Below are 22,586 nucleotides of genomic sequence, written 5' to 3'. Positions count from 1 at the left end.
TCCTTTTCCTGATTCAGGTATCAATTCTCAGACCTCGCATCCAAGATCCCTATTATATTTAAATATCTCTCACAAATAACTGATACCGCTTTCTTTTGAGACATGCAGTCCCTGATATATTTGGCTGCAGCTTCTTTCTTGTACTGATAAAAATCCTTATCCTCGTAAAGATGTCTTATATACTTTGCCGCAGCATGAACATCAGGATCAGCCCAGTGATTTCCTTTGTGGTAAGGCGGAGTTTCCTTCTTAATTTCAACAATTTTTACAGGTACCATACAACATGCATCTTCTGACATAAACTCAGCATTGGCCGACCAGCCAGTGGCAACCGTTGGTGTTCCAAGGAGCATAGCCTCTGCCATGACAAGTCCAAAGCCCTCAGAATGATGCAGGGAAATGTACACATCCGCGCATTTGATAAGGCTGTTAAATTCCTCTTTGCTGTAGCTGTCGGTCAGGATGTAGACATTTTTGTAACCTTCCATAAGTTCCCGAAGATGTGAAAGCTCCTTATCTTCTGCGTGGGTTGCCTTAATGATAAGCCCTGCCTCTTTTAATTCCTGCGAATGTTCTTCAGAGAGTGAATTCAAATACTCTTTAGAAAAAGCTTCCTTATATGCCAAAATTGCTCCCACGGGATTTTTACGTTCTGAATTACTAAGTCCGTCGTAAGACATCAGATACAAAAATTTATCATCCGGAAGTCCAAAATAATTCCTGTCATATTTCCCATCCGTTACCGGCTCACTCATGGCATAAGGCACTGTATAAACAGGCTTGTTTGTCACCTTGCGGACAGCCTCTGACACAAATTCTGACGGAGTCCATATCTCATCAAACATTTCTATCTGATAAATCCATTCCTTAGGAAATTCCGGAAGTTCCCATAGCCAGTATGCAATCTGGTATCTGTTATCAAAAACCTTTTTATCTGCTTTTAAAATAAAACTCAGCAGCTCATTAGGATTTATATGAATCAGATTCACATTATACTTTAATTCTTCTGACTCAAAATCAGCAAAAGACACATTAGTCTCTGCCGCATTTTTATTCTGAAAAATATTTTTTATCGAAAACGGAATCTCTGATGAAGCTATGGTTCCGGCTACCAGGCGGCAGCTCTCACCAAGTCCGAAATCTCCTCTCACATGACCAATAAGACTAATTCCGTTGGGATATTTACTATAATCCGTTTTCGTTCTCCCAACAAAAAAATATCTTATTTTAAAAAGTACGCCGCGAAGCTTTTCACGAAATATATATGGAAAAATCGCTTTCAGTATTTTTTTCAGCATACTGTTTCTATAAGTCCTCTCAGATTTGAAATTATCACATCCCAGGTAAAGTATTTCTCAACATATTTCCTACCATTATCACCCATGGAGGCGCTAAGCTCCTTATCCCTAAGCAGACGTTCAAGCCCTACTCTGAAATCGGCATAATCACTGTACGCATATCCACCCCCGGAGCGGTCAACATGTCCTTTTAGGACATCGCATGCTTTATTGACAATCACCGGTCTTCCGAGGCTAAATGCCTCCAAAACAACAATCGACAAACTCTCAAACTTTGAAGGAAGAACAAGTGCATTTGCCCCCTTAATCGCATCAAACTTATCCTCTTCGCTGACAAATCCCAGAGATATTATGTCCTCAGATTTTGGAATATCAATAACACTCTTTCCCAAAAGAAGGAGTGTTAAATCCCCCGGATTTTCTTCTTTATATCTTCGGAAAAAATCGAAGAGTTCCTCACAGTTTTTCCATCTGTCTATGCGTCCCACGTATATTATGTAATTATTTATTCCATATTTTTGATAGAACCTGTCGGCATCTACCACCTCTGGCAGATCAACCCCGGCACCGCCAAAACTGTAATCTGCAGTAAGCTCGCCATATTTTTTGCAGACAAGTTCATACTCTTCCCTGGTTTCATAGAACAATCCCTTTGCCATAGAAAAAATCGGTCTGATGATCCCAAGATCCAAAAAGGGTTCGTTATGTGCAAGAGGAAGAAGAACTGATTTCTCAGCCACCTCCCTTATACCCATCACTGTCGGATAATACAGATATGTCACAAAAACAAATACATCAAAGTCATTTTTATGATTTCTTATATAATCCAAAAGTTCCGGAACATAAGGTCCCTGCATTTTAAGCCAGAGCTCCTCTAAAAATGCCGGAAGAATACCACGTACACAAAACCAGTTTATCTTGTTAAACCACCAAAGATGTCTCTCTTTCCTTACCGAAAAGCGATGAACCTTTACATCGTTTATTATTTCAAAGCTATCCGTATATTCATCCTTCCAGGTTATATAATCTATTGCTTTGGTGGTGAGAACTTCTACATCATAATAAGGGGTTAATCGCTCAGCAAGCTCTCTGCACAAAAGCTCTGCACCGCCGTTAACCTTTTCACCATATCTTTGTATTACAAAGCAAACTCTTTTATGATTATCCACAATATCAGGAATCCTATTTAAAAAATCTTTTTCCATATAAGCAGCGATGAATAATTCTGTTTTTCTGTCCAAGCTTATCTACAAGCTTTGCAAAGCCATTAAATATCCTTGAATTACTGTATATTCCAATCTTTCTGTTTCGCTTAATAAAGCCCCAGTTTCTTCTGAAAACATCTGTATATCCACGGCAGCACGGAGTTACTATATAATCCAGTCTGTCATGATATGCTTTGGAAAGTTCCCGAAAATTCTCGTGAAGCTTATAATTATGTTCCCCGTCTGAATGATGGTAAAGTACCACATCACACACCCAGACCTTATTGCCCTTGAGCTTAGTTCTAAGACACTGCTCTACGGCATATAAATGCCAGTTATTACAAATTTCTTCATCAAAGGGCTCCTTCTTAAAGTACTCAGAGTGCCCGCCAAAAATACATTCGTCTACAGTATCACACTCTTCCAAACCCTCAACCCTAAGTTTCCCGGCAGGTTTTTTCTCATTAAGTCCATCAAAGATGTTTGTATAGGTAATTTTAGGACTAACCCTGACCCCGGCCACTCCGACAATGTCATCTGTCCCGGTTTTTTCAATATAATCACCAAGCTGCTTTATATTATTCTCATCTTCAAAAATAATATCCTGATGCGAATACAGAACGTATGGAGTTGTTATATCTTTTACTATGCTGTTATATGCCGCAGCACAGGAAGAAAATGCGGAAGCTCTGTTATCTATGCCTAAAAGCTCTGCTTTTTCTGACTGCTTTTCCAAAGCATTTTTCAAATCTTCAAACTGCTGTAAATCGTTGTAGCAGCAAACCACTGTAACTCTGTTCAAAAAAATATCTCCTCTTATCCAACAACTCCGGCAAATACCTGTAGCATGATAACTGCATCAACAGTCAGCATCATGGTCATAGCACTTTTTGCATTTGTCCTGTCTAAATCAATTCTCTCAGATATGATACTGATAATAAGCATAAATATCTGGGGAACAAAATATCTTCCCTGAAGTCCATCAACAAAGGTCGATGAATACGTTGTTTCCGCAAGGAGCATTGCAAATACAATGAGTCCTGTGGAAAGAATTCCGCCTGCAAAGAAAACTTTTCTAACCTTGGGTGTTACAAATTTTCCTCCCATACAATTTGCCAGAACCAATAGTCCGACAAAATCCATAACCGGCAAAAAGGCCACAACCTCTCTGTTGTTCCATCCAAGGACACCTCCAAAGGCTCCAAAGAAAAGTTTGTCCCCACTCTCAAATATCGTATTCCATATCAGTATAAGGATATGGAGGGGATTACCCAAAATAAAGCCAAGGCTAAGAGAATCCTCAGGACCTGTGGAAACACCCCCTGCCTGTATTATCCTTCCAAGAATCGGCATGAATCTGATGATCACAACAGCAAACACCAGCGCCACCGCAAACAAAACGATAGCCACTACCTTTTTCCCTGATATCTTCACCTTTGAAAGCGCTGTGGGACGTTTTATCAAAAGTAGCAGTAAAGCTATAGGGGAGTAAACAGCTCCCTTTGTAAGCACTAAATAGCAAACCAGAAGAGTGCAGAGCACATACCATTTTATCCCGGCATTTTCAGTCTTCATGAGATATATGCATACAGCGATAAACAGATAAATCATTCCCATGAGGACTCCATCATATGAAAAAGAGGCTGCCTGCTGAACCAGAATAGGCAAAAGCGCACTCATGGCCATAAGCTCTTTTCCATAGGGAATGATTTTCACTGCAATAAATATCAGAAGCGCATAGGCGATAAAATTCAAAAACCTTGCAAACTGAAAAGTCAGTACCGGAGAAAATCCTAAAAGCCTGCCAAAACTAAGTCCCAACGCCGCAGGAAGAAAATTCAGGAAAGTGACCTGATTACCGGAGTCATAATATGACACTTCCTGCAACTCTGTATTTTCCGGCTTAGTCCAGAGTCCGGATACCATCTGATAATATGACCCGGTCTCGATATCATTGGGAAGCATATCCGTCAGCATAATATCACAATGTCTCTTGAAAATTGTCCCTTCGTTACCGGTAGTTCCGATTCCCATGATGTAGTTGGAATATTTGTATGCTGTGTCCATATGCCAGCTCTCATCGGGAACTCCGTTTACAGGCACCACAACAAGCATGATTATTCCATATAATACGGCAATGGGCCAAAATACCTTTTCAATATCATATCCTTTGATAATAAAGAAATAATATACGAGTAGCGTGAACAGAAGGTACAACACTGCAAGCAGCACAAACAGCGTCTTTATACCCTCTGCATTTCCGTATTTTATATCATAGACAATATTTGTTCTGTCCGATTCATTGCCGTTAAAGGACTTAACAAGTCCATACTTAACATTGGCGTTAACAAGCAGATATCCTTGTGTGAGATTTTCTGCTGCTATTTCAAGTCTGAAAAGCTTATTCTCCGAATCAGCAGGCTCTTCAAACTTCATTTTCAAAGATGTAAATGAATCCGTCTCAAGCTCTGATGATAAAAAAGACTTAGAACTGACAAGCTCGTCATTATCCGCATACCACAAGGATACATTGACTGCCGTATCGGGAGCTGTATCCTGTTTTTTCATATACACAGATATTCTGCTAAGGTCAGGAACAGTACATAGAAAAATCTCTTCAAGCTGATTATTATTCGCGTCAAGTATAAGCTTGCTTTCGGCATTATGCTTATGAGCCCAGCTCCAGGTGTCCTTCACGGGATCATAAAAATTTGTCTCAGGCTCCGCCTTATAGGTCATAATCAGAGATACTATTATGAATATTGTAAAGATAGCAAAGCCCAAAAGCTTTTTTCTTTTAGTTTCTTCCACTCCCAGCTCCTATACATCTATCTGCAGGTAAATCATTTGTCCCCAAATCAGAAATTTATCAAAAAATTCCCAACATATCAAATGTTGGGAATTTTTACTACGTCTGCATGGAAATATTACTTTACAACGCCCTTCTCAAGATACTCGGCGAGGTTAGTTTTTATTCTCTCACTGGCACGTTCAACCGCAACCTTCTCCATATCATGCTTAACCATAATCTCTACAAGCTCCTCAAAGCTCGTCTTTGTAGGATTCCAGCCAAGCTCCTTCTTAGCCTTGGAAGGATCTCCCCAGAGGTTAACGACATCTGTAGGTCTGTAGAAATCAGGGCTTACCTCAACTACAACCTTACCTGTAGCCTTATCGATGCCCTTCTCATCCATCTCCTCACCCTGCCATTCAAGCTCAATTCCTGCATGGTGGAAGGCAAGAGTTGCAAACTCACGTACAGAATGCTGTACACCGGTTGCAATAACGAAATCCTCAGGCTTATCATTCTGAAGGATAAGCCACATACACTCTACATAATCCTTAGCATATCCCCAGTCACGAAGTGAACTTAAATTACCAAGATAGAGCTTATCCTGCTTACCCTGCGCAATACGTGCAGCTGCAAGAGAAATCTTCCTTGTTACAAAGGTCTCTCCTCTTCTCTCGGATTCATGGTTAAACAGAATACCTGAGCAGCAGAACATGTCGTATGCCTCTCTGTATTCCTTAACAATCCAGAAGCCGTACTGCTTAGCTACTGCATAAGGACTATAGGGATGGAAAGGAGTGTTCTCATTCTGAGGAACCTCCTCAACTTTTCCGTAAAGCTCGGAAGTTGATGCCTGATAAATACGGCAGGTCTTGGTGAGTCCGCAAAGACGAACCGCCTCAAGAACTCTGAGAACACCGATAGCATCAACGTCAGCTGTAAACTCAGGTGAGTTGAAGGACACCTGAACGTGACTCTGTGCTGCAAGATTATAAATCTCATCAGGTCTTACCGTGCTGACAACATCAACAATACTCATGGAATCGCCCAGATCTCCATAGTGGAGGTGGAAGTTTTCTCTTCCCTCAAGGTGTGCAATTCTCTCTCTATAATCAACAGATGAACGACGGATCATGCCGTGAACTTCATAGCCTTTTTCAAGAAGAAGCTCTGCAAGATATGAACCGTCCTGTCCTGTAACTCCTGTAATAAGCGCTTTTTTAGCCATAAAAAATCCTTTCATATTTAGTACTTTATGAATATCTTCACTATTATACCACACCTAAAGCTCATTGGAATCCTCACCCTTTTTATAGAAGTGTTCTATTATCCTGGCAATCCACCTGGGCCAGAATTTGCAGAACATCTCAAAGTCCTCCTGAGTTCTGGTATTCCCGTTTATAAGTGCGGTAGTTTCAGAATCATCGTGAATTCTGTGAACCATCAGTATATTATTTACGAAAACAAATTCACCCTTTAGTTTGGAAAACCTCTCCCAGGCCTGCCAGTCTATTCCCCCTTTGTACCCCGGAATAAAAAGCTGTTTCGGAAGATTCTCGGGAACATATGTAACCGAAGGACAGCATATTGCAGAGCCAAGAGATAACATTCTTCTTCTCATAAATCTGGAACTCCACATAAATCTCGGCCTAAGCGGAAAAAGCATTATACGCTTGATTTTGAGATTTCTTATATTTGCTACCTCTCTGCCATTACGAAGCTCGGCGTAATCAGTATATGCTATCAGTGGTCTGTCAGTTCCATTAAAATGACCGATTACCTCTTTTGTAAAATCAGCCTTGTAAAGATCATCCTGATGCGCTATAGTAACAAGCCTTGTCTTGGCACAGCTGATCGCGAAGTTCCAGTCGGAAGCGATATCACTGTTAAACTTCTTTTCCTCATTTATATAATAGGGAATGTCATACTTCTTTGCCAAAAGCTCCAGATATTCCGAAGGAGTAGAGGTACACATTATCACATTAGTCTGCAGTGACTGACTAATGACAGACTTTATACATTCCTCAATATATTCACTTTGTCCATACGCGCAGATTGTAAAGGTATGATCCTGCGCAGTAAAAAATTGTTTATTCATATTATAAACAGTTTTCAGCCTCCTAAATCAAATGAAATGCCCAAAGAAAAGCTCCATCCAAATGCATTTTCCTAAGAAGCATGTATATATATATCGCATGGCGCACTCCTGCACGCTCACCCTCGGGACCGTTCCAGCTTACAAGCTTATTATTCTCCGACCCGGGCATACGAGTATTCAGCCATTTAAAAATGTCGGTACGGTACTGCAAAAGGCGCTTATAGGGCGTAGCCTTTGCAGCATACAGAATATGAAAGATTCCGGTTTTCAACATAAAAAATCTAAAGGTCTCATCTCTCATCCATTTACCTGACGTATCCATCTTAGCAAGCTCGTCAAAAAGTATCAGAATATCTGACTCCTCGCTGACAGATTTATGGACGGTATTTGATACGGATGCATCGTTTATGACCCACTGATATCCCACATAGTCAGTGTAGGATACCTTCCCGGCATGAGAATAGGAAAGAACGTTAAAGTAAATATCCTCGCCGAGGGGAACCGGAAGAAATCTGATATTCTCACGAACAACAAAATCCCTGCGGTATATTTTACCCCAGGGTGTGATGTTCATAAAGCGGCACCAATCATTATTTACAAGTTCGACATGTTCGCGGATCCCACCTTCCGGCGTCACATGCTCATAGCCTGAAATAACTATGTCGCACATATCCCGCTCCGCAATTTCAAGAAGCCTCTCAATATAATCACTTTTTATATAGTCATCCTGATCCATAAAAAGCAGATAATCTCCGGTTGACTCCTCTATACCACGGTTTCTCGCACCGCCCTGTCCCGTGTTGGACTGTGAGATAATCTTATAACAGTTTTCGGAAGTGTAACTGCCAGAACTCTCTGTATTTAAAGCTGCTTTATCTTCTATTTCTGCTATCTTATCAGCAATTACTTCCGCAGAGCCATCACCAGAACCATCATCAATAAAAATAACTTCCAGATTTTTACAGGTCTGCTGCTCAATCTGCTCAAATATTTTGTTTACGTATTTTTTCCCTTTATAAATTGGAATTATTACTGAAACTTTCTTCATTTTACTCCGCGGTTCATGAAAAACATTATTCTCAGAGCCACCTCTCCTCCAAGGGATGGTCTTAGTCTATGAGGCCAGCACAGCCTCCTAACATATCTTATTGGTGTCATTCTGCCACCGGAAAGAAGCAGCCAGTCCCTGCATATATTCTTTTCAGAAGGGCGTATTTCCTTCAAAGAAAGGAAAGTACGTATTCTCCTGCATTTTAATAAAAATTCGTCTCCGAATATCTCTCTTCTGAGCCAGTTTGAAATAAGTGTCCCTACGCCGTTTCCATACTCTGTGTAGGTGGCCTCATGGCGCCTGTACTTCGTAAGATTCCTGTCATCGTATATGATCTTTCCATGAAAAAACGCAGTCCAGATGCAAAGCTCATCATGGTACATAGCTTTCCCCACAAGATTCTGACTTAGGAGAAGTTTTCTCATCCCGTTATTTATAACCATGCAAAAGCCTGATGCATAGGTGTAAAACAAGACGCTCATTTTATCAAATACTGATGTGCTCCCAAGGCGGTGGTTACTGATAAGCTCAAGGTTTCCGTTGCAGTTATCATAGTCGTGTATGTAAAGCAGCGGCAATTTTTTTCCATTATCCGTCTCTGCATGCGGATCACCGTTACCGGATCCGTTCAGCTTCGCTACAGCATATTCAAGTTTGTGCTCATCCCACACATCATCCTGGTCACTAAATGCATAATAATCAGCATCATCACATTTTTCAAGTATATCCCAAAAACAATCCGGATAACCAAGGTGCTCCGCTTTACGAATTATCTTTACCTTGTTCGGATTCAATCTTACATATTCATCCACTATTTGAGGCGTTGAATCAGTTGAGCCATCATCTCTTATATACAGGCAAAAATCCTGATAAGTCTGCCCCAGTATTGAGTCCAGCTGCTGCCTTATGTATTTTTCCCCATTATATGTGCACATTAGTACGTTAATCATTTTCCACTCTTATTCCATAAAAATGCCTGTCACCATTAAAAAGCTTAATAGTGGCAGGCACTATTTATTATCTGACTATTTTTTCAAAATCTGCTTTAGGATGCTTACATATAGGACAGATGAAATCGTCCGGAAGCTCCTCTCCTACCCACTCATAGCCGCAGATGACACAGCGCCATACCGTCTCGCCCTTAGGGGTAGTACCGACTGCCTGAGGCTTTGGCTTAATATTATTCTGATAATAATCATAGGTGCAGGAGGAAGTATCTGCAAGTACATCCATCATTGTAGGTTCACAGATGAACAGTGTATGTGAACCAAGATCCACCATCTGCTCTACCTTTAATGAAAAGTACGCATTAGTTCCGGTTTCAACATACGGAACTCCATTCTCAGCAATCTTGTATGAAATCTTACCCTCTGCAATTTTACCGGAATTATCTGCATCTTCAAATTTGTTCACATCCCTGCCCGACTGGAAGCCAAAATGCTTGAAAATATCAAAGGTTGCGTCCGTACTAAGCGCCGAAACATTGCAAACTCCGGTCTCCTTAATCATATCATGCGTGAAGTTAGCCTTATTCACTGCTATCGAAATACGATTAGGCTCTGAAGCAACCTGAATCGCAGTATTAATTATACAGCCATTAAGCTTATCACCACGTTTTGCAGTGCATACATATAATCCGTATGATAACTTAAACATAGCCTTGGTATTCATCTCTGCCATAATCCCAGCTCCTTTCCCGGTGCATGTTCTCCATTGGATTTTCCAAAATAATATGAAAAGGTATGCCATCTACTGACTACATACCTTTTCTGAAACTTATTATTCAGGTTTGAATTCGTCCTTACCTACTCCACAGAGCGGACAAACAAAATCTGCAGGGAGATCATCCCACTTTGTTCCGGGTGCTATTCCGTTATCGGGATCACCTGCTGCCTCATCATAAACATAACCACATGTACCGCATACATACTTCATAGAAAAGCTCCTTCCCTAAGAAAAAATGCAAAATTACGTTAACATGTATATTATATCATGCAAAAGACAAAACAATTATAATCATTTTATAAACAATAAAATTGCGTATACGTTTTATATTATGTCTGCATATCGGGGAAGTCCATCCTTATATTCAACCAAGACCTCACCCTGAATAAGGGGCTTAAGATATTCCACAAGCTCCTCTTTTATGTCATTACCTGCTTCATTAATCCATTCTCTCGGAACAGCCTTTACTTCGTTCGCGATATTTTTAATTGACTCAAAACCATACTCAACGGTGTATGGGCTATTACTGAGTCGCGTAAGTACAACCATGCATCCTGTCTCACCATTTCCCGCAAGCTCGACTGCCTTCTGTCCAAGCTTAAAGGATTCGTCAATATCTGTCGCACTAAGGCAGTGAGCTGCGCAGCGCTGAAGAATATTAACCTCTATTGATCTTGCCTTAACTTCAATATTTTCTTTTATTAAAAATTCCAGTGCCTTACCTGCTCCTGAAAGCTGCTGATGTCCGAAGCTGTCGATAGCAGACTCACTGGCTGTAATATAATTGCCATCCTTATCCCTTATTCCTTCAGAGACAGCAATGACAACATTGTCGTTAGCCTCAAGCTCTCGTCTCACATCATCCAAAAATGCCTCTTTATCAAAGCTCACCTCAGGGAGATATATGAGGTGCGGAGCCTTTGTATATTCATTACGGGCAAGCGCAGCCGAAGCAGTCAGCCACCCTGCATCACGTCCCATAATCTCAGCAATGGTTACCGACTTAATAGGATATATTGCCGTGTCATGTGCAATCTCTAGTACAGAGGTTGCAATATATTTTGCTGCAGAACCAAAGCCAGGTGTGTGATCTGTTACACACAGGTCGTTATCTATAGTCTTCGGAATGCCAATTATCCTGACATCGGATCCGATCCTTTTTGCATACTCCGACAGCTTCAGGACTGTATCCATGCTGTCGTTCCCGCCAATATAGAAAAATGCTCCTATATTCAGCTTTTCAAACTGGGAAAAAATGAAAGCATACTGGGAATCATCATCCTTATAGTCAGAAAGCTTAAAACGACAACTTCCAAGGTACATAGCCGGAGTCTTTTTCAGGACATCAATAAATCCTTCATTCTCTCCAGCCTTTTTTGTCAGGTCTAAATAGTTCTCACCAAGCACACCCATTATTCCGTTTACTGCACCATAGCAAACAGAGTACTCAGAAGAATCAATAACTCCCTGTAAAACTCCTGCCAGGCTGGCATTTATTGCGGAAGTGGGACCGCCTGACTGTGCAACGATTACATTTTTAGTGTTAGACAAATTTTCTCTCTCCTCGTTTTGCGCCTTGTCGGCAATTGACAGTTTATTTTTCCTCCAACTTTTCCTCCAATTCCCTCACTCTCTTCTCCAGAAGTCCCTGCGTCTGGATGAGCTTGGTTATTCTTCCTGCCTGACGGGATGCTATGCTTGTAAGTGATAACACAAGCATAATAAGAAACCCAATAAGCAAAATGAATAATCCGTTCATCGTTCCGGTAATTCCGCACAACCTAAGGAAGTATACGAGAATCATCGGATGCAGGACCAGAACCAGAAATACCACACCTGTAAACAACCACAGAAGTGTGTATTTCATGTTGAGCTTCCTGTGCTTAAGCAGTGAAAGAATTATGATGAAATAACTGACGATGGCAACAATGAGTACAATCGTCAGTCTTGTTGGTATTATTTGGTTCATACTATCTCCTTATACCATAGCTGATACGGCAAACAATAATATCGAGGGTTACTTTTATCATATAATATATGGATCTTTTGAAATTTATGGAGCTTTTTCCTGTCTCACGCTCGCGCATGATGACGGGGAGCTCAAGGATTCTTTTCCTTCGCATCACGGCATCCATTATAGCCTCCGGCTCCGGATAATCAATCGGGTAATTATCAGCAAATACATCTATGAAAAATTTATTTACTGCCCTGAAACCGCTGGTTACATCCTTCACCTTGTGAAAACAGAGCACTGTTATCAGTCCGCTCAGGAACTTAATTCCCATTCTCCTTGTTACGGAGCTCTGAAAGCCTTCTTTGTTGACAAATCTTGATCCGATTACATAATCAGCTTTTCCTTCAATGATAGGTGTAATAATTTCTTCGATATATGCGGGGTCGTGTTGTCCGTCACCATCAATCTGAACCGCAATCCTGTAATCCTTCTCCTTGGCATATCTGTATCCTGTCTGTATTGCTCCGCCTATTCCAAGGTTTATAGGACAGTTAATATGATTATATCCACGTTTTTTCAGAATCTTCGCAGTGCCATCAGAAGAGCCATCGTTGACGACCACGTAGTCATACTGCGGATATCCGGTGGTAATCTCATCTATGATATTTTCAATATTCTCCGCTTCGTTATATGCCGGAATAATTATCAGCACATCGGATTTCTTGTTTGTTGTTCCCATTATTTTCCTTCTGTAACTTGTTATTATAAAAAGAGCAGGCCTATCTTGATATTTTATAAACAGCATACCTGCTGCCGGATATTTCCGGAATTAATGTAAAATCCAGAGAACCTGATTGGGTCAGTTCTGTTTTTTCACATTCAGTATCATTTGTAAACTCCATATCAGCCAATACTTCCTGTAGTATCGCTTCATTATTTCTGCTAATAATTATATAGTCAATAGTCTCCGGCGTGTATGTATTTCTCCAGACAGGTTCTGTTAATACTATAGAAGCAATCTCGCCGGACATATTTTCATCCTGCTTCAAAGCCTGCTGCACCTGGTATTCCAATACATCTCCTATGTCTTCGCCAAGGATCATATACTCCTTATCAGCCGACCTGAAATAAAGATCATACACCTTAGTTTCCTTTGAAAACTGACTGTCATCCACAAAAGCGACCTTAGATTTATCCAGATCATTTTTCCTGAAATAATCATCTATCTCTACCATCTCTGCAATCAGTTCATCATCCACGTTATAGGTGTCGTAGACATTTCTTAATCCCACGCCTATGTTTACAGCAGATAAGAGAAGCGTTCCAGTAAAAAAGAGCATAATTGCACCGGGCTTATTCTTTCTTCCGATACAGAAAAAAAGAATTATCGCTGCCAAAAAAATGCAAGCCGTAACAGCACCCGCCGGATATAACTTGAAATCTCCGGAAGCAATTTTCATATCAGGTACAAGCTTCCTTAACGGATAAATGTACAAAAGCGCTATGTTTCCGGTGGTGCATGTATTGTATACGCCCTTAAAAACAGCGCCTGTCGCAATCATAACAGTTATGATCACCTTTAAATCTCCAGACTCAAGTTTATCATCATTAGACAAACCTGCAAAGAAAATACATACAAAAGGTACGAATAATTGCGAAAGATACCTTAAATGTACTGCCGGAACAATTTTTCCAAAGTCCTCTCTTGCAGTGATTGTCACTGTTATCACAAGTATTGATCCCAGGTAGAGAAGTACTGTGTATAGCAGGAATTTCCTGGCTTCAGTGGTAAGTCTCTTATATCCTAAAACCGGCATGATGACAGGAAGGACAAAAAACGCAAGTGTGACTGCAGCCAGATAATACAGAATCGCATATACCAAATAAAGTACCGCGTGGCCGTCAGCATAATACGAGAAGTCCATCGCGCCGCTTGCAATATATGAATTGGACAGTCCTCCGAAGAATATAAGTCGTATGGTGAAATATGCAATTATAGCCGCCATGATGGCAAAGATAATTTGAGATACTCCGTATATTTTTCTTGCACCCGGCAGAGTCTTTTTCTTTGACTCCGATGGCATCTCATGTTTATGCATGCTTTGCGTTTTCTTGTCTGATACCCGGCTGATTATAACAGATATCATCTCCGCTGCCACATAGCTTAATATCACACAGATTCCGATTTCCTTGGTGAAATATGCGAAAATGGAAAGGATAATAATCATCAGGAAGAACTTTCTCTTTTTATATTTATAAGAAAGCAGTATGTAATAAAAACACAAAACCGAAAGCGGAAAAAAAAGATTCTCCGACATGAAGGTTCCGGAGATAACTATATCAGGCCAGAAGCAAATCAGTGCTGCAGCCATGATGCAATAGTTTTTCTTCACGTTCAGTTCTCTGCACATAAGATAAGTAAGCGGAACCGGAACAGACATAAGAAGAGAATTAATCAGCATTATCGAATGAACACGCAGGGACACATCACTGATAAGGAAAGTTGGCAGAAGCACAAATGAGTAAGCAAGCTTGGAAAAATTAAGGTCCACTCCATGAAGCAAAAAGCCTGTCCCCTCAAAGATACTTTTCGCTATATCATAATAGACAAGTTCGTCTGCATAGGTTTCCATGGCTTTGCTGTAATTGGACAACAGATACAGTAGCAATGTGTGTATTGCAACAACTACCATAAAAACGATTTTCTCTTTTTTTGTTAATCTGATCCTTTGTTTCATTTCAGGTCTTTTTCTCTCTTTGCAAGATACTCCAGATACATAGGATTTATCTCACTTGGTTTTCCTTCTGCCTTAACTTTTCCGTCACATATCCAGATGCATCTGTTGCAGATTCTCTCAATTTGCTGCTGTTCATGAGACACAAGAACTATTGTCGTTCCGCGTTCTATGATCTCTTCCAGCTTGCAAAAGCATTTCTCCTGAAAAGCCGCATCACCCACAACAAGTATCTCATCAATGAGAAGTATGTCTGCGTCAACGTTTATGGCAACCGCAAATGCAAGACGCATGTACATTCCCGAGGAGTAGGTTCTGACCGGATTATCGATGTACTCCCCAAGCTCGGAAAACTCTATGATATCATCCATTCTTGCCTTGATTTCCTTATGTGTGAGCCCGAATATAGCTGCGTTTATGAAGATATTTTCCCTTCCCGTCATATCCGAATGAAAACCGGCCCCAAGCTCCAGAAGGCTGGATACCCTGCCATGCATGGTTATGGTTCCGGAATCGGGATAAAGGATTCGCGTCAACATTTTGAGAGTTGTGCTTTTCCCGCAGCCGTTATGACCTATGAGCGCGACTGCTTCGCCCTTTTTCACCTTGAAACTAAGACCGTCAATTACGGTGCGTGTTTCGTAGCTTCGCCTTTTCTTGAAAAGAGAGGCTTCCTTCAGGGTAAAGCCCCGGTCATAGAAGACCTTGAAACTCTTTTTTATATTGTCTACTTCTATTGAATATTCGTCTTGCATTTTGGCTCCTGTTGTAATTACAGATACTCGGCAAACTTGCGCTTTAGTTTGTTAAATAGGTGCCAGCCGATGATGAGGAATCCTGCCCCCATGACGCAGGCGATGGCAAGCGTATCGATCTCCGGTGTCTGCTGGTAGTAGAGGATGTCTCTGTATGCCACAATCACCGATGTCATGGGGTTTAAGTAAAATATCTTTACAAGATTTCCGGGAATCATGTCCACAGAATACATAACGGGTGTCATGAACTGCCATGCCATGGTAATAATTGAAAGCATATACTTTACATCACGCAGGTACACCGCCCAGGCGCTGAATATAAACACAAGTCCCAGCGCAAGGGAGAATTCTATCATCATGATAAGCGGCAGATATATGAATACTGCAGGATTCGTGATTCTTCCTGCTATAAACAGTGCTGCAAACACTATGGTGAAGCATAGGAGCATGTTTATAAACTGGCTTACAACATATGAAATCGGTATTACTTCTCTTGGAAAGTATACTTTTTTTATCATGTCCTCAGTATCCCTGAGGCAGCCGCAGCCCTCACTCATGCAGGTTCCAAAGAATATCCAGGGAATCAGTGTAACGAATAGAAAAAGAGAGTACTGCTCTATGTTGTTTCTCATGATTACGGAAAAGAGGATTGTATATACGATCAGCTGGAATAAAGGATTTAAAAAAGTCCACAAAAAACCAAGGGCAGAGCCTTTGTATCTGCCCCTGATGTTTCTGTGCACCTGGGTAAAAATCATTTCCCGGTAGTCATATATTTCTTGTAAGCGGTCTAGGGTTGATTCCATTTAATCCCCTCATCCGGTCCTTCGGACCACCTGTCTACGTTCCACTTCGGTCCACGCTAAGCCAACGTCCCCCGGACGTTGAGCGCCCCCCGAGGGGAAGGCTTTTTTATTTATAAATAGTTATGCCTTCAAGTTGCTTTTCTTTGAAGGCGGCGTATTGCTCCTCGACAAATCTTTTCAGTCTGTCCTTGAAGACGCTCTCATCAAATTCCATGGCATGAGCGCGGATTTTCTTTTTATCAAAAGTCATTTTCTCAAATTTGTGTATCGCTTCTGTCAGGGATTCCGGTGTAGGTTCATTAAAGAAAACTCCGGTTTCATTTTCCACAACAGTCTCAAGTATTCCACCTTTTCCAAGAGCTATTACAGGTCTTCCGCTGGCCTGTGCCTCAAGGGGTGTGATTCCGAAATCCTCTACCCCGGGAAAAATGAGGGCTTTACATCTTGCATAGTAGTCACTTAAATCCTCGTCCTTTACAAAGCCGAGAAATGTAACCGTGGGGCCTGCCATAGCTTCAAGCTTTTCTTTCATAGGACCGGTCCCTATAACATATAAGGGGAGATTTTCCTTTGTACAGGCTTTCACTGCAAGCTCAATTCCCTTGTATTCCTGCAGTCTTGATACACAAAGATAGAACTCGCCATCATTTTCAGAAATATGAAACATGCCCGCACGTACGGGACAATGAATGACATAAGCATCTCTTCTATAGTGCTTGCGGATGCGCCTTGCCACATTTACGGAATTCCCGACGAAAACATCCACGCGTGCGGCTGCAGCGTAGTCCCATACACGCATAAAGGTCATGAAGTAAGATATCATCCTGTTTTTCATAGCGCCTTTTCCGGTAAGAGATCCGATGTAGTTGTGGCGCTGCTCCCACGCATATCTCATGGGAGTATTGCAGTAACAGATATGCAATGTGTCAGGTCCTGTGATTACGCTTTTTCCAACGCTGGTGCTGCTGCTTATGACCACGTCATATCCGTTAAGATTTATGCTCTCCATGGCAGTGGGCATGTAAGGAAAAAGTCTTCTGTGGTTAAGCATTTTTTTATTTGTCTTCTGAAGGTGAGTAGTGCGTATATCAGCATCACGAAGGGCCCCCCTCATGTTCATCCTGTTGCACATGGTCGTGTATATGGGTGCCTCCGGAAAAACCTCATGCATATTTATTATTACATTCTCCGCGCCACCCATGAAGGGTAACCAGTCATGTACTATTGCAACTTTCATTAAAATCTGTTTCCTCTTTATACGATGTTTTAGCTGATTTACGCTAAATATCGCAAATTATCTTATTGCTTCCAATATATTTATGGCGGATTTTTGCCAGGTGTATTTATTCATGTAGTAATCTCTTAGATCAGTATCCGTTTCTTTTATCTGATCATTCTTCACTATTCTTTGTTTCGAATCAGAATTAAAGCTCTCCCTCTCCAGTTTATCGAAATCAAACTTTTCAGAGGCATACGGATCAAAAAACAAACAGCCCTCAGAATATATTTCTCTTAATGCCGGAATGTCTGCAAGTGCGATGCGGGTAACTCCCATGGCAATTGCTTCCAGCGGCGGTATTCCAAAGCCTTCATATAGAGAAGGGAAAATGAAGGCACGGGCATTTTTATATAAAACTCGCAGCTCATTATCTGAGATATAACCGGTATATATCAGGTTAGGAAAGTTTGAATCCTGAAGCACCTCATCGTGTCGTTTTTCTTTATGAGAATCCCTTTTCTTGTCATGGTTCAGATAGTCATTCTCAAATGATTTTGAACTGCTACAACCTGCAACAACAAATTTCCTTTCAGGATGCAGTTTTGCAAGTTTACTAATAAAGTCCTGGTTTTTATGAAAATTCGTACTGCCAACACTCAGGTAGTACCTTTCATCAGGGTCTAATCCAAGCCTTAATAAAACTTCCTGTTCATCTATGTAAATACCTGTTTCTTCTTTAGAAAGAATATGTTCTGCAGAATTACCTGCTATTACAAATTTCTTTTCTTCCAGTTTGTAATAACTCATAAGTTCATTTTTACTGAACTCTGAAACAGTGATTATCCTCTTACTTCCGGGCAAGGTCAGTCTGTATCCCAACCTGTACATTAGCCGGAAAATTTTATTATAAGATTCAGGATACCTCACAAATGAGATGTCATGTGCGGTCACATAATCAGGCTTGATTACCGGCGCAATTCCACCAAGCGTGAGTATTTCTCCACTCCTTTTATATGCAAATAGCGGAAGATCTATCTGCGTCCAAAGGTTCCCGTTCCGTTTTCCAACTATTTCAGTTTTTATATTTTTAAGTTCAATCCTTGTCTTAAGTTCATCTCGCGGGACAGCTAAAATAACCTCTCCCGGCTGAACAAGTTTATCAATCTGTTTTATTATCTCAATGCCGTAGCGCTGAACTCCGGTAACTCTTTGGGTAAATATCTTTCCGTTCAGGATTAGTGGATGCTTTTTCATTGGTTCCCCTCGTATGTTAAGCGCCAAAAATGAGAGCGATAAATTAAACATACGTATTTTATCATACTTCTCCGATTTTATAAAAAATTAAGGAAAGTACATATTTCTATAATTGAATGGCAAAATCGCGGTCTGTTAAGATTAGGGTGGAGACTGAGGCGGTCTTTGTTTAGGACCTACTTTAAGAGGACTCATGCTTATGCCTTACAGATTTATCAAGAACAAATGGATAGTCAAAATTATATATATCTTAATTATGCTGGGTCTTCTGTATCTCATGATGGCTTCTTATTTTGTAACCGATTTCCTTGTTATTCATTATCACAATTTAAGATTTAATATGGCCACCCTGTCCTTCATTTTCATGGGCGCTCTATTTGGATATTTCCTTGCACTTAATGCGTATCAGCTCCTTTTTATTGTGGCATTATTTCTACGTGGTGAAGATGCCTATCTTCTGACTCCGTTTATGCTTGCAAGCTTTATGTTTTCAATGTTTTCACAATACAGGTGGTTTAGGACCCGTATACGGACAATTCTTGCATTTTTTATTAGCTATTTTGTCCTTCTGTTTTTTGAATTCCTTAACATCGAAGTGATGATTAAATATGACTTTAATTCCGGTCAATTTTTTAAAATGATCAGTCACCTTACTGATCCTGCAATTTCTTGTTTTTTAGGATGCCTGTCCTTATATCTGTTTTTTAATTATGCTCCCGATTTTATAAAAGGCATATTCCCTCTCGGATACTTGTACACAAGGGAATATGTGGAAAATCTCATCTTCCAGAATGCGATAAAAAAGACACGTCTTAGCGTAAAAATTACTGCTATAGCAATTTCAGAAGCTATTGTTCTTGGTGCGTTTTCAATTTTCTATACGCGGATTCTTTTCCCTGATCTGCGAATGATGATGAATGATGGTTTATTAAAAACGCAGCAGCTAAGCAAAGATGCTGTATTCATTTACAATGATTATGGCATAGCCTTTTCAGTGAAAATGCTTTTCATGGAGCTCAGTATTGCAGTTCCTATTGCCTCCACCATTAATTTCTATGCAAAAACAAAAATCGGTGGAACTATTGGTCGACTTTCTAATTTCCTGCTTAAATTTACGGACACTACTGACGACAACCGCACCGAGTATCTGCAGACTATTAAAAGCGAGCGCATAAACACACATGATGAGATTACAGATTTGTATTATTCACTACTGATCACATTAAATGAGGTGACAGGTTATATCGAACGAATTCAGGAAGAGCAAAAGCTTAAGGAAGACCTTCGTATCGCGGAGGCTGCCAGCGAGGCAAAGTCATCCTTTTTATCAAATATGTCCCACGAAATACGTACGCCTATAAATGCCGTACTTGGAATGAATGAGATGATTCTGCGCGAGAGCAATGAGGCTCATACTCTTGAGTATGCAAGTACTATCCAGCGCGCGGGGAATACTCTTTTATCGCTTGTTAATGACATTCTTGATTTCTCCAAGATTGAAGCCGGAAAGATGGAGATTCTGCCTGTTCAGTACAACCTAAGCTCTGTTATTAACGATCTTGTAAATATGATCATTACCCGTGTAAAAGACAAAAATCTCGAGCTGAAGGTTGTGGTTGATGAGAATATCCCTGACCTTCTTTTTGGTGATGAGATCAGGATTAAGCAGTGTGCAACTAATATTCTGACTAATGCGGTGAAGTATACGGAAAAGGGTAGCGTCACATTGGAATTTTCCTATGAAGAGATTGATCAGACGTCCATTAATTGTTCAGTTATCATGACTGATAGTTCAGCAAATGAAGGTGATGTAGTCGATAGTGGTGTAATTGGTAGCGTTGAACCTGCCTGCGCCGAGGAATCGAAATTCATAGCTCTGACCGTGCGGGTTGCTGACACAGGAATTGGAATCAAGGAGGAAGATATCCAGAAGCTCTACTCTCCCTTTGAGAGGATTGAAGAAATCAGAAATCGTACCATCGAGGGTACCGGCCTGGGAATGAGTATAGTTAAGAAGCTCCTTGCCATGATGAATACAAGACTTGTTGTCAAAAGCGTGTATGGAGAAGGTTCCGATTTTTCATTCACCGTTTTGCAAAAGGTCTGCGACCCTGAACCCATCGGCGATTTCGAGAAGCGCTATAAAGAATCCGTCAACATAAAGAAGCAATATCACGAAAGCTTTACCGCACCTGATGCAAAGATTCTTGTTGTGGATGATACAAGCATGAACCTTACTGTAATAAAGGGACTTCTGAAGCAGACTCTCGTGCAGGTGGTAACTGCGGAAAGCGGAAAAGAAGCGCTGAGACTTGTACAGCAGGAAAAATATGATCTTATTTTCCTGGATCACAGAATGCCTGAAATGGACGGAATAGAGACACTTGCTGCCATGAAGAATCTGGATAGCAATCTCAATACTGATACTGTCTGCATTGCGCTTACTGCTAATGCTGTCGCAGGTGCCCGTGAATTCTATTTGGAGTCAGGCTTTGCTGACTATCTCTCAAAGCCCATAGATCCAGGTAGATTAGAGAACATGCTGATTCAGTATCTGCCTTCAGAGAAGGTTGTGTTGTCAGAAGCTTCTGATGGGGATGGTGGTAGTAGGCTTGAGGATGATTGCAGTAGGCTTGCAGATAATGCTGGGTTTATGGCTTCTAATAATGTTTCTGAGATTATGGAAGGTTCCGATAGTAGACTTTCTAATGGTGCTGCTTTCGGGATTGTGGAAGGTTCCGATAGTAGACTTTCTGACCATGCATCTTCTGGGATTATAGATTTGGGCGAGCGTATGTCTGAAAGCATGATAAAGCTCAGGTCCTACAAGGGAATAAATGTAGATGAAGCCGTACGTAATTGCGGCGGTGAAGATCTTGCACTTGAAGTTATTGAGGATTTTAAGCTACATCTTCCTGATAAGCTTAGGATGATTACTGAGTATGAGGCTGCCGGTGATATAAAGAATTTCACTATCCAGGTTCACTCTTTGAAGAGTTCTGCGCGGATCATTGGCGCCGGTGAACTGTCAAAACAGGCAGAACTTCTGGAGATGCAGGGAAATGAGTGGCTATCAAGGAATGGGGAAAATGGCAGCTATAATGGCGTAAGTATTGATGGTTTAAGTAATGATGGTTTAAGTACAGATGGTTCCGGTGATGTTCATTCAAGTAATAGTGGGGCTGATGATGGCCATTCAAGCGGTGATGGGGCTGGTAATAACGACACAAGAATTCATGAAGGAACTGTTGTAATTATAAAGATGATTAAGGATTATATGGATTTCTTGGGAATAAGCTCTACCTCGAACCTCCGTAGTGATGATGGTGAAGGTAATGCTGATGAGAAACTACTTGGTGGAGATGAAGGAAGTGCTACCAAGAACCTGCCAGTTGGTGTTGGAGGGAATACTACCGAGAATCTGCCAGTTGGTGTTGAAGGAAAGAATTCCAAACAGAATGATACTGACTCCCGTCCTGAAATTCCTGCAGATGAGTTGGAATCTGCTTTCAGTAACATCCGCGAGCTTATGGAAGCCTTCGATTATGATAACGCTTCCGTAATCTATAAGATGCTGGAAGGCTACTCTATTCCTGAGGATATGGTCGAGAAATACCGAATTGTAGGAAAGTATCTGGCAGATGTTGATAGAGAAAAGTTGTTGGAGGTACTGGGATAGTTTGATTAGTGCACTT

19 protein-coding genes are annotated in these 22,586 nt (G+C 40.9%); 1 reads left to right on the top strand and 18 read right to left on the bottom strand.

What is annotated here, in order from left to right:
* Positions 1-20: 20 nt before the first annotated feature.
* The 18 genes from G602_RS28210 to G602_RS0123195 all read right to left on the bottom strand — a co-directional run bounded on the left by G602_RS28210 (position 21) and on the right by G602_RS0123195 (position 18,891).
* Complete coding sequence (locus G602_RS28210) at positions 21-1,298, bottom strand: glycosyltransferase (protein WP_049945445.1); 1,278 nt, start codon at positions 1,296-1,298, stop codon at positions 21-23.
* Positions 1,292-2,467: a glycosyltransferase family 4 protein gene (locus G602_RS0123275; RefSeq protein WP_207638186.1), complete on the bottom strand. Its 1,176-nt coding sequence runs from the start codon at positions 2,465-2,467 to the stop codon at positions 1,292-1,294. Before G602_RS0123275 ends, G602_RS28210 begins: the two co-directional genes overlap by 7 nt.
* A 13-nt stretch (positions 2,468-2,480) precedes the next feature.
* Positions 2,481-3,305, bottom strand: coding sequence for a glycosyltransferase (locus G602_RS0123270; RefSeq protein WP_026661191.1), 825 nt, complete (start codon positions 3,303-3,305; stop codon positions 2,481-2,483).
* 14 nt (positions 3,306-3,319) lie between these two features.
* Entirely contained in the window at positions 3,320-5,314 is a 1,995-nt protein-coding gene (locus G602_RS0123265; RefSeq protein WP_026661190.1) for a DUF2142 domain-containing protein, read from the bottom strand.
* Positions 5,315-5,430: 116 nt separating this feature from the next.
* Positions 5,431-6,522 (bottom strand): GDP-mannose 4,6-dehydratase, encoded by a 1,092-nt coding sequence (gene gmd / locus G602_RS28205; RefSeq protein ID WP_044933472.1) that lies wholly within the window; start codon positions 6,520-6,522, stop codon positions 5,431-5,433.
* 54 nt (positions 6,523-6,576) lie between these two features.
* On the bottom strand, positions 6,577-7,392 hold the full coding sequence (locus G602_RS0123255; RefSeq protein ID WP_026661189.1) for a glycosyltransferase: 816 nt from the start codon (positions 7,390-7,392) through the stop codon (positions 6,577-6,579).
* Positions 7,393-7,414: 22 nt separating this feature from the next.
* Positions 7,415-8,440 (bottom strand): glycosyltransferase, encoded by a 1,026-nt coding sequence (locus tag G602_RS0123250; RefSeq protein ID WP_026661188.1) that lies wholly within the window; start codon positions 8,438-8,440, stop codon positions 7,415-7,417.
* Positions 8,437-9,393: a glycosyltransferase gene (locus G602_RS29590; RefSeq protein ID WP_049945444.1), complete on the bottom strand. Its 957-nt coding sequence runs from the start codon at positions 9,391-9,393 to the stop codon at positions 8,437-8,439. The genes G602_RS0123250 and G602_RS29590 overlap by 4 nt, the downstream gene beginning before the upstream one ends.
* Before the next feature lie 67 nt (positions 9,394-9,460).
* Positions 9,461-10,114, bottom strand: coding sequence for a flavin reductase (locus G602_RS0123240; protein ID WP_026661187.1), 654 nt, complete (start codon positions 10,112-10,114; stop codon positions 9,461-9,463).
* A gap of 108 nt (positions 10,115-10,222) precedes the next feature.
* A complete protein-coding gene (rd, locus tag G602_RS0123235; RefSeq protein WP_026510194.1) occupies positions 10,223-10,378 on the bottom strand; it encodes a rubredoxin in 156 nt (51 codons plus the stop codon).
* A 114-nt stretch (positions 10,379-10,492) separates the two neighbouring features.
* Complete coding sequence (locus G602_RS0123230; protein WP_044933427.1) at positions 10,493-11,719, bottom strand: 6-phosphofructokinase; 1,227 nt, start codon at positions 11,717-11,719, stop codon at positions 10,493-10,495.
* 43 nt (positions 11,720-11,762) lie between these two features.
* Positions 11,763-12,137: a DUF2304 domain-containing protein gene (locus G602_RS0123225; RefSeq protein ID WP_026661185.1), complete on the bottom strand. Its 375-nt coding sequence runs from the start codon at positions 12,135-12,137 to the stop codon at positions 11,763-11,765.
* A gap of 1 nt (position 12,138) precedes the next feature.
* On the bottom strand, positions 12,139-12,861 hold the full coding sequence (locus G602_RS0123220) for a glycosyltransferase family 2 protein (RefSeq protein ID WP_026661184.1): 723 nt from the start codon (positions 12,859-12,861) through the stop codon (positions 12,139-12,141).
* A 40-nt stretch (positions 12,862-12,901) separates the two neighbouring features.
* Positions 12,902-14,860: a hypothetical protein gene (locus G602_RS0123215; RefSeq protein WP_026661183.1), complete on the bottom strand. Its 1,959-nt coding sequence runs from the start codon at positions 14,858-14,860 to the stop codon at positions 12,902-12,904.
* The gene (locus tag G602_RS0123210) at positions 14,857-15,612 is read right to left on the bottom strand and encodes an ABC transporter ATP-binding protein (RefSeq protein ID WP_026661182.1); all 756 of its coding nucleotides are present in this window, start codon (positions 15,610-15,612) and stop codon (positions 14,857-14,859) included. Before G602_RS0123210 ends, G602_RS0123215 begins: the two co-directional genes overlap by 4 nt.
* A 17-nt stretch (positions 15,613-15,629) precedes the next feature.
* Positions 15,630-16,418, bottom strand: a complete 789-nt coding sequence (locus G602_RS0123205; protein ID WP_026661181.1) for an ABC transporter permease — start codon at positions 16,416-16,418, stop codon at positions 15,630-15,632.
* Positions 16,419-16,524: 106 nt separating this feature from the next.
* On the bottom strand, positions 16,525-17,655 hold the full coding sequence (locus tag G602_RS0123200) for a glycosyltransferase (protein ID WP_026661180.1): 1,131 nt from the start codon (positions 17,653-17,655) through the stop codon (positions 16,525-16,527).
* Positions 17,656-17,712: 57 nt separating this feature from the next.
* Entirely contained in the window at positions 17,713-18,891 is a 1,179-nt protein-coding gene (locus G602_RS0123195) for a glycosyltransferase family 4 protein (RefSeq protein WP_026661179.1), read from the bottom strand.
* A 199-nt stretch (positions 18,892-19,090) separates the two neighbouring features.
* Between G602_RS0123195 and G602_RS28195 the strand changes: the two genes are divergently transcribed.
* Positions 19,091-22,570, top strand: a complete 3,480-nt coding sequence (locus G602_RS28195) for a response regulator (RefSeq protein WP_196808761.1) — start codon at positions 19,091-19,093, stop codon at positions 22,568-22,570.
* Positions 22,571-22,586: the final 16 nt, after the last annotated feature.

The organism is Butyrivibrio sp. AC2005 (assembly GCF_000424145.1).
GTDB lineage: Bacteria > Bacillota > Clostridia > Lachnospirales > Lachnospiraceae > Butyrivibrio.
Note: the sequence above shows the minus strand (reverse complement) of the source record. Positions and strands in the feature narration are given on the sequence as shown.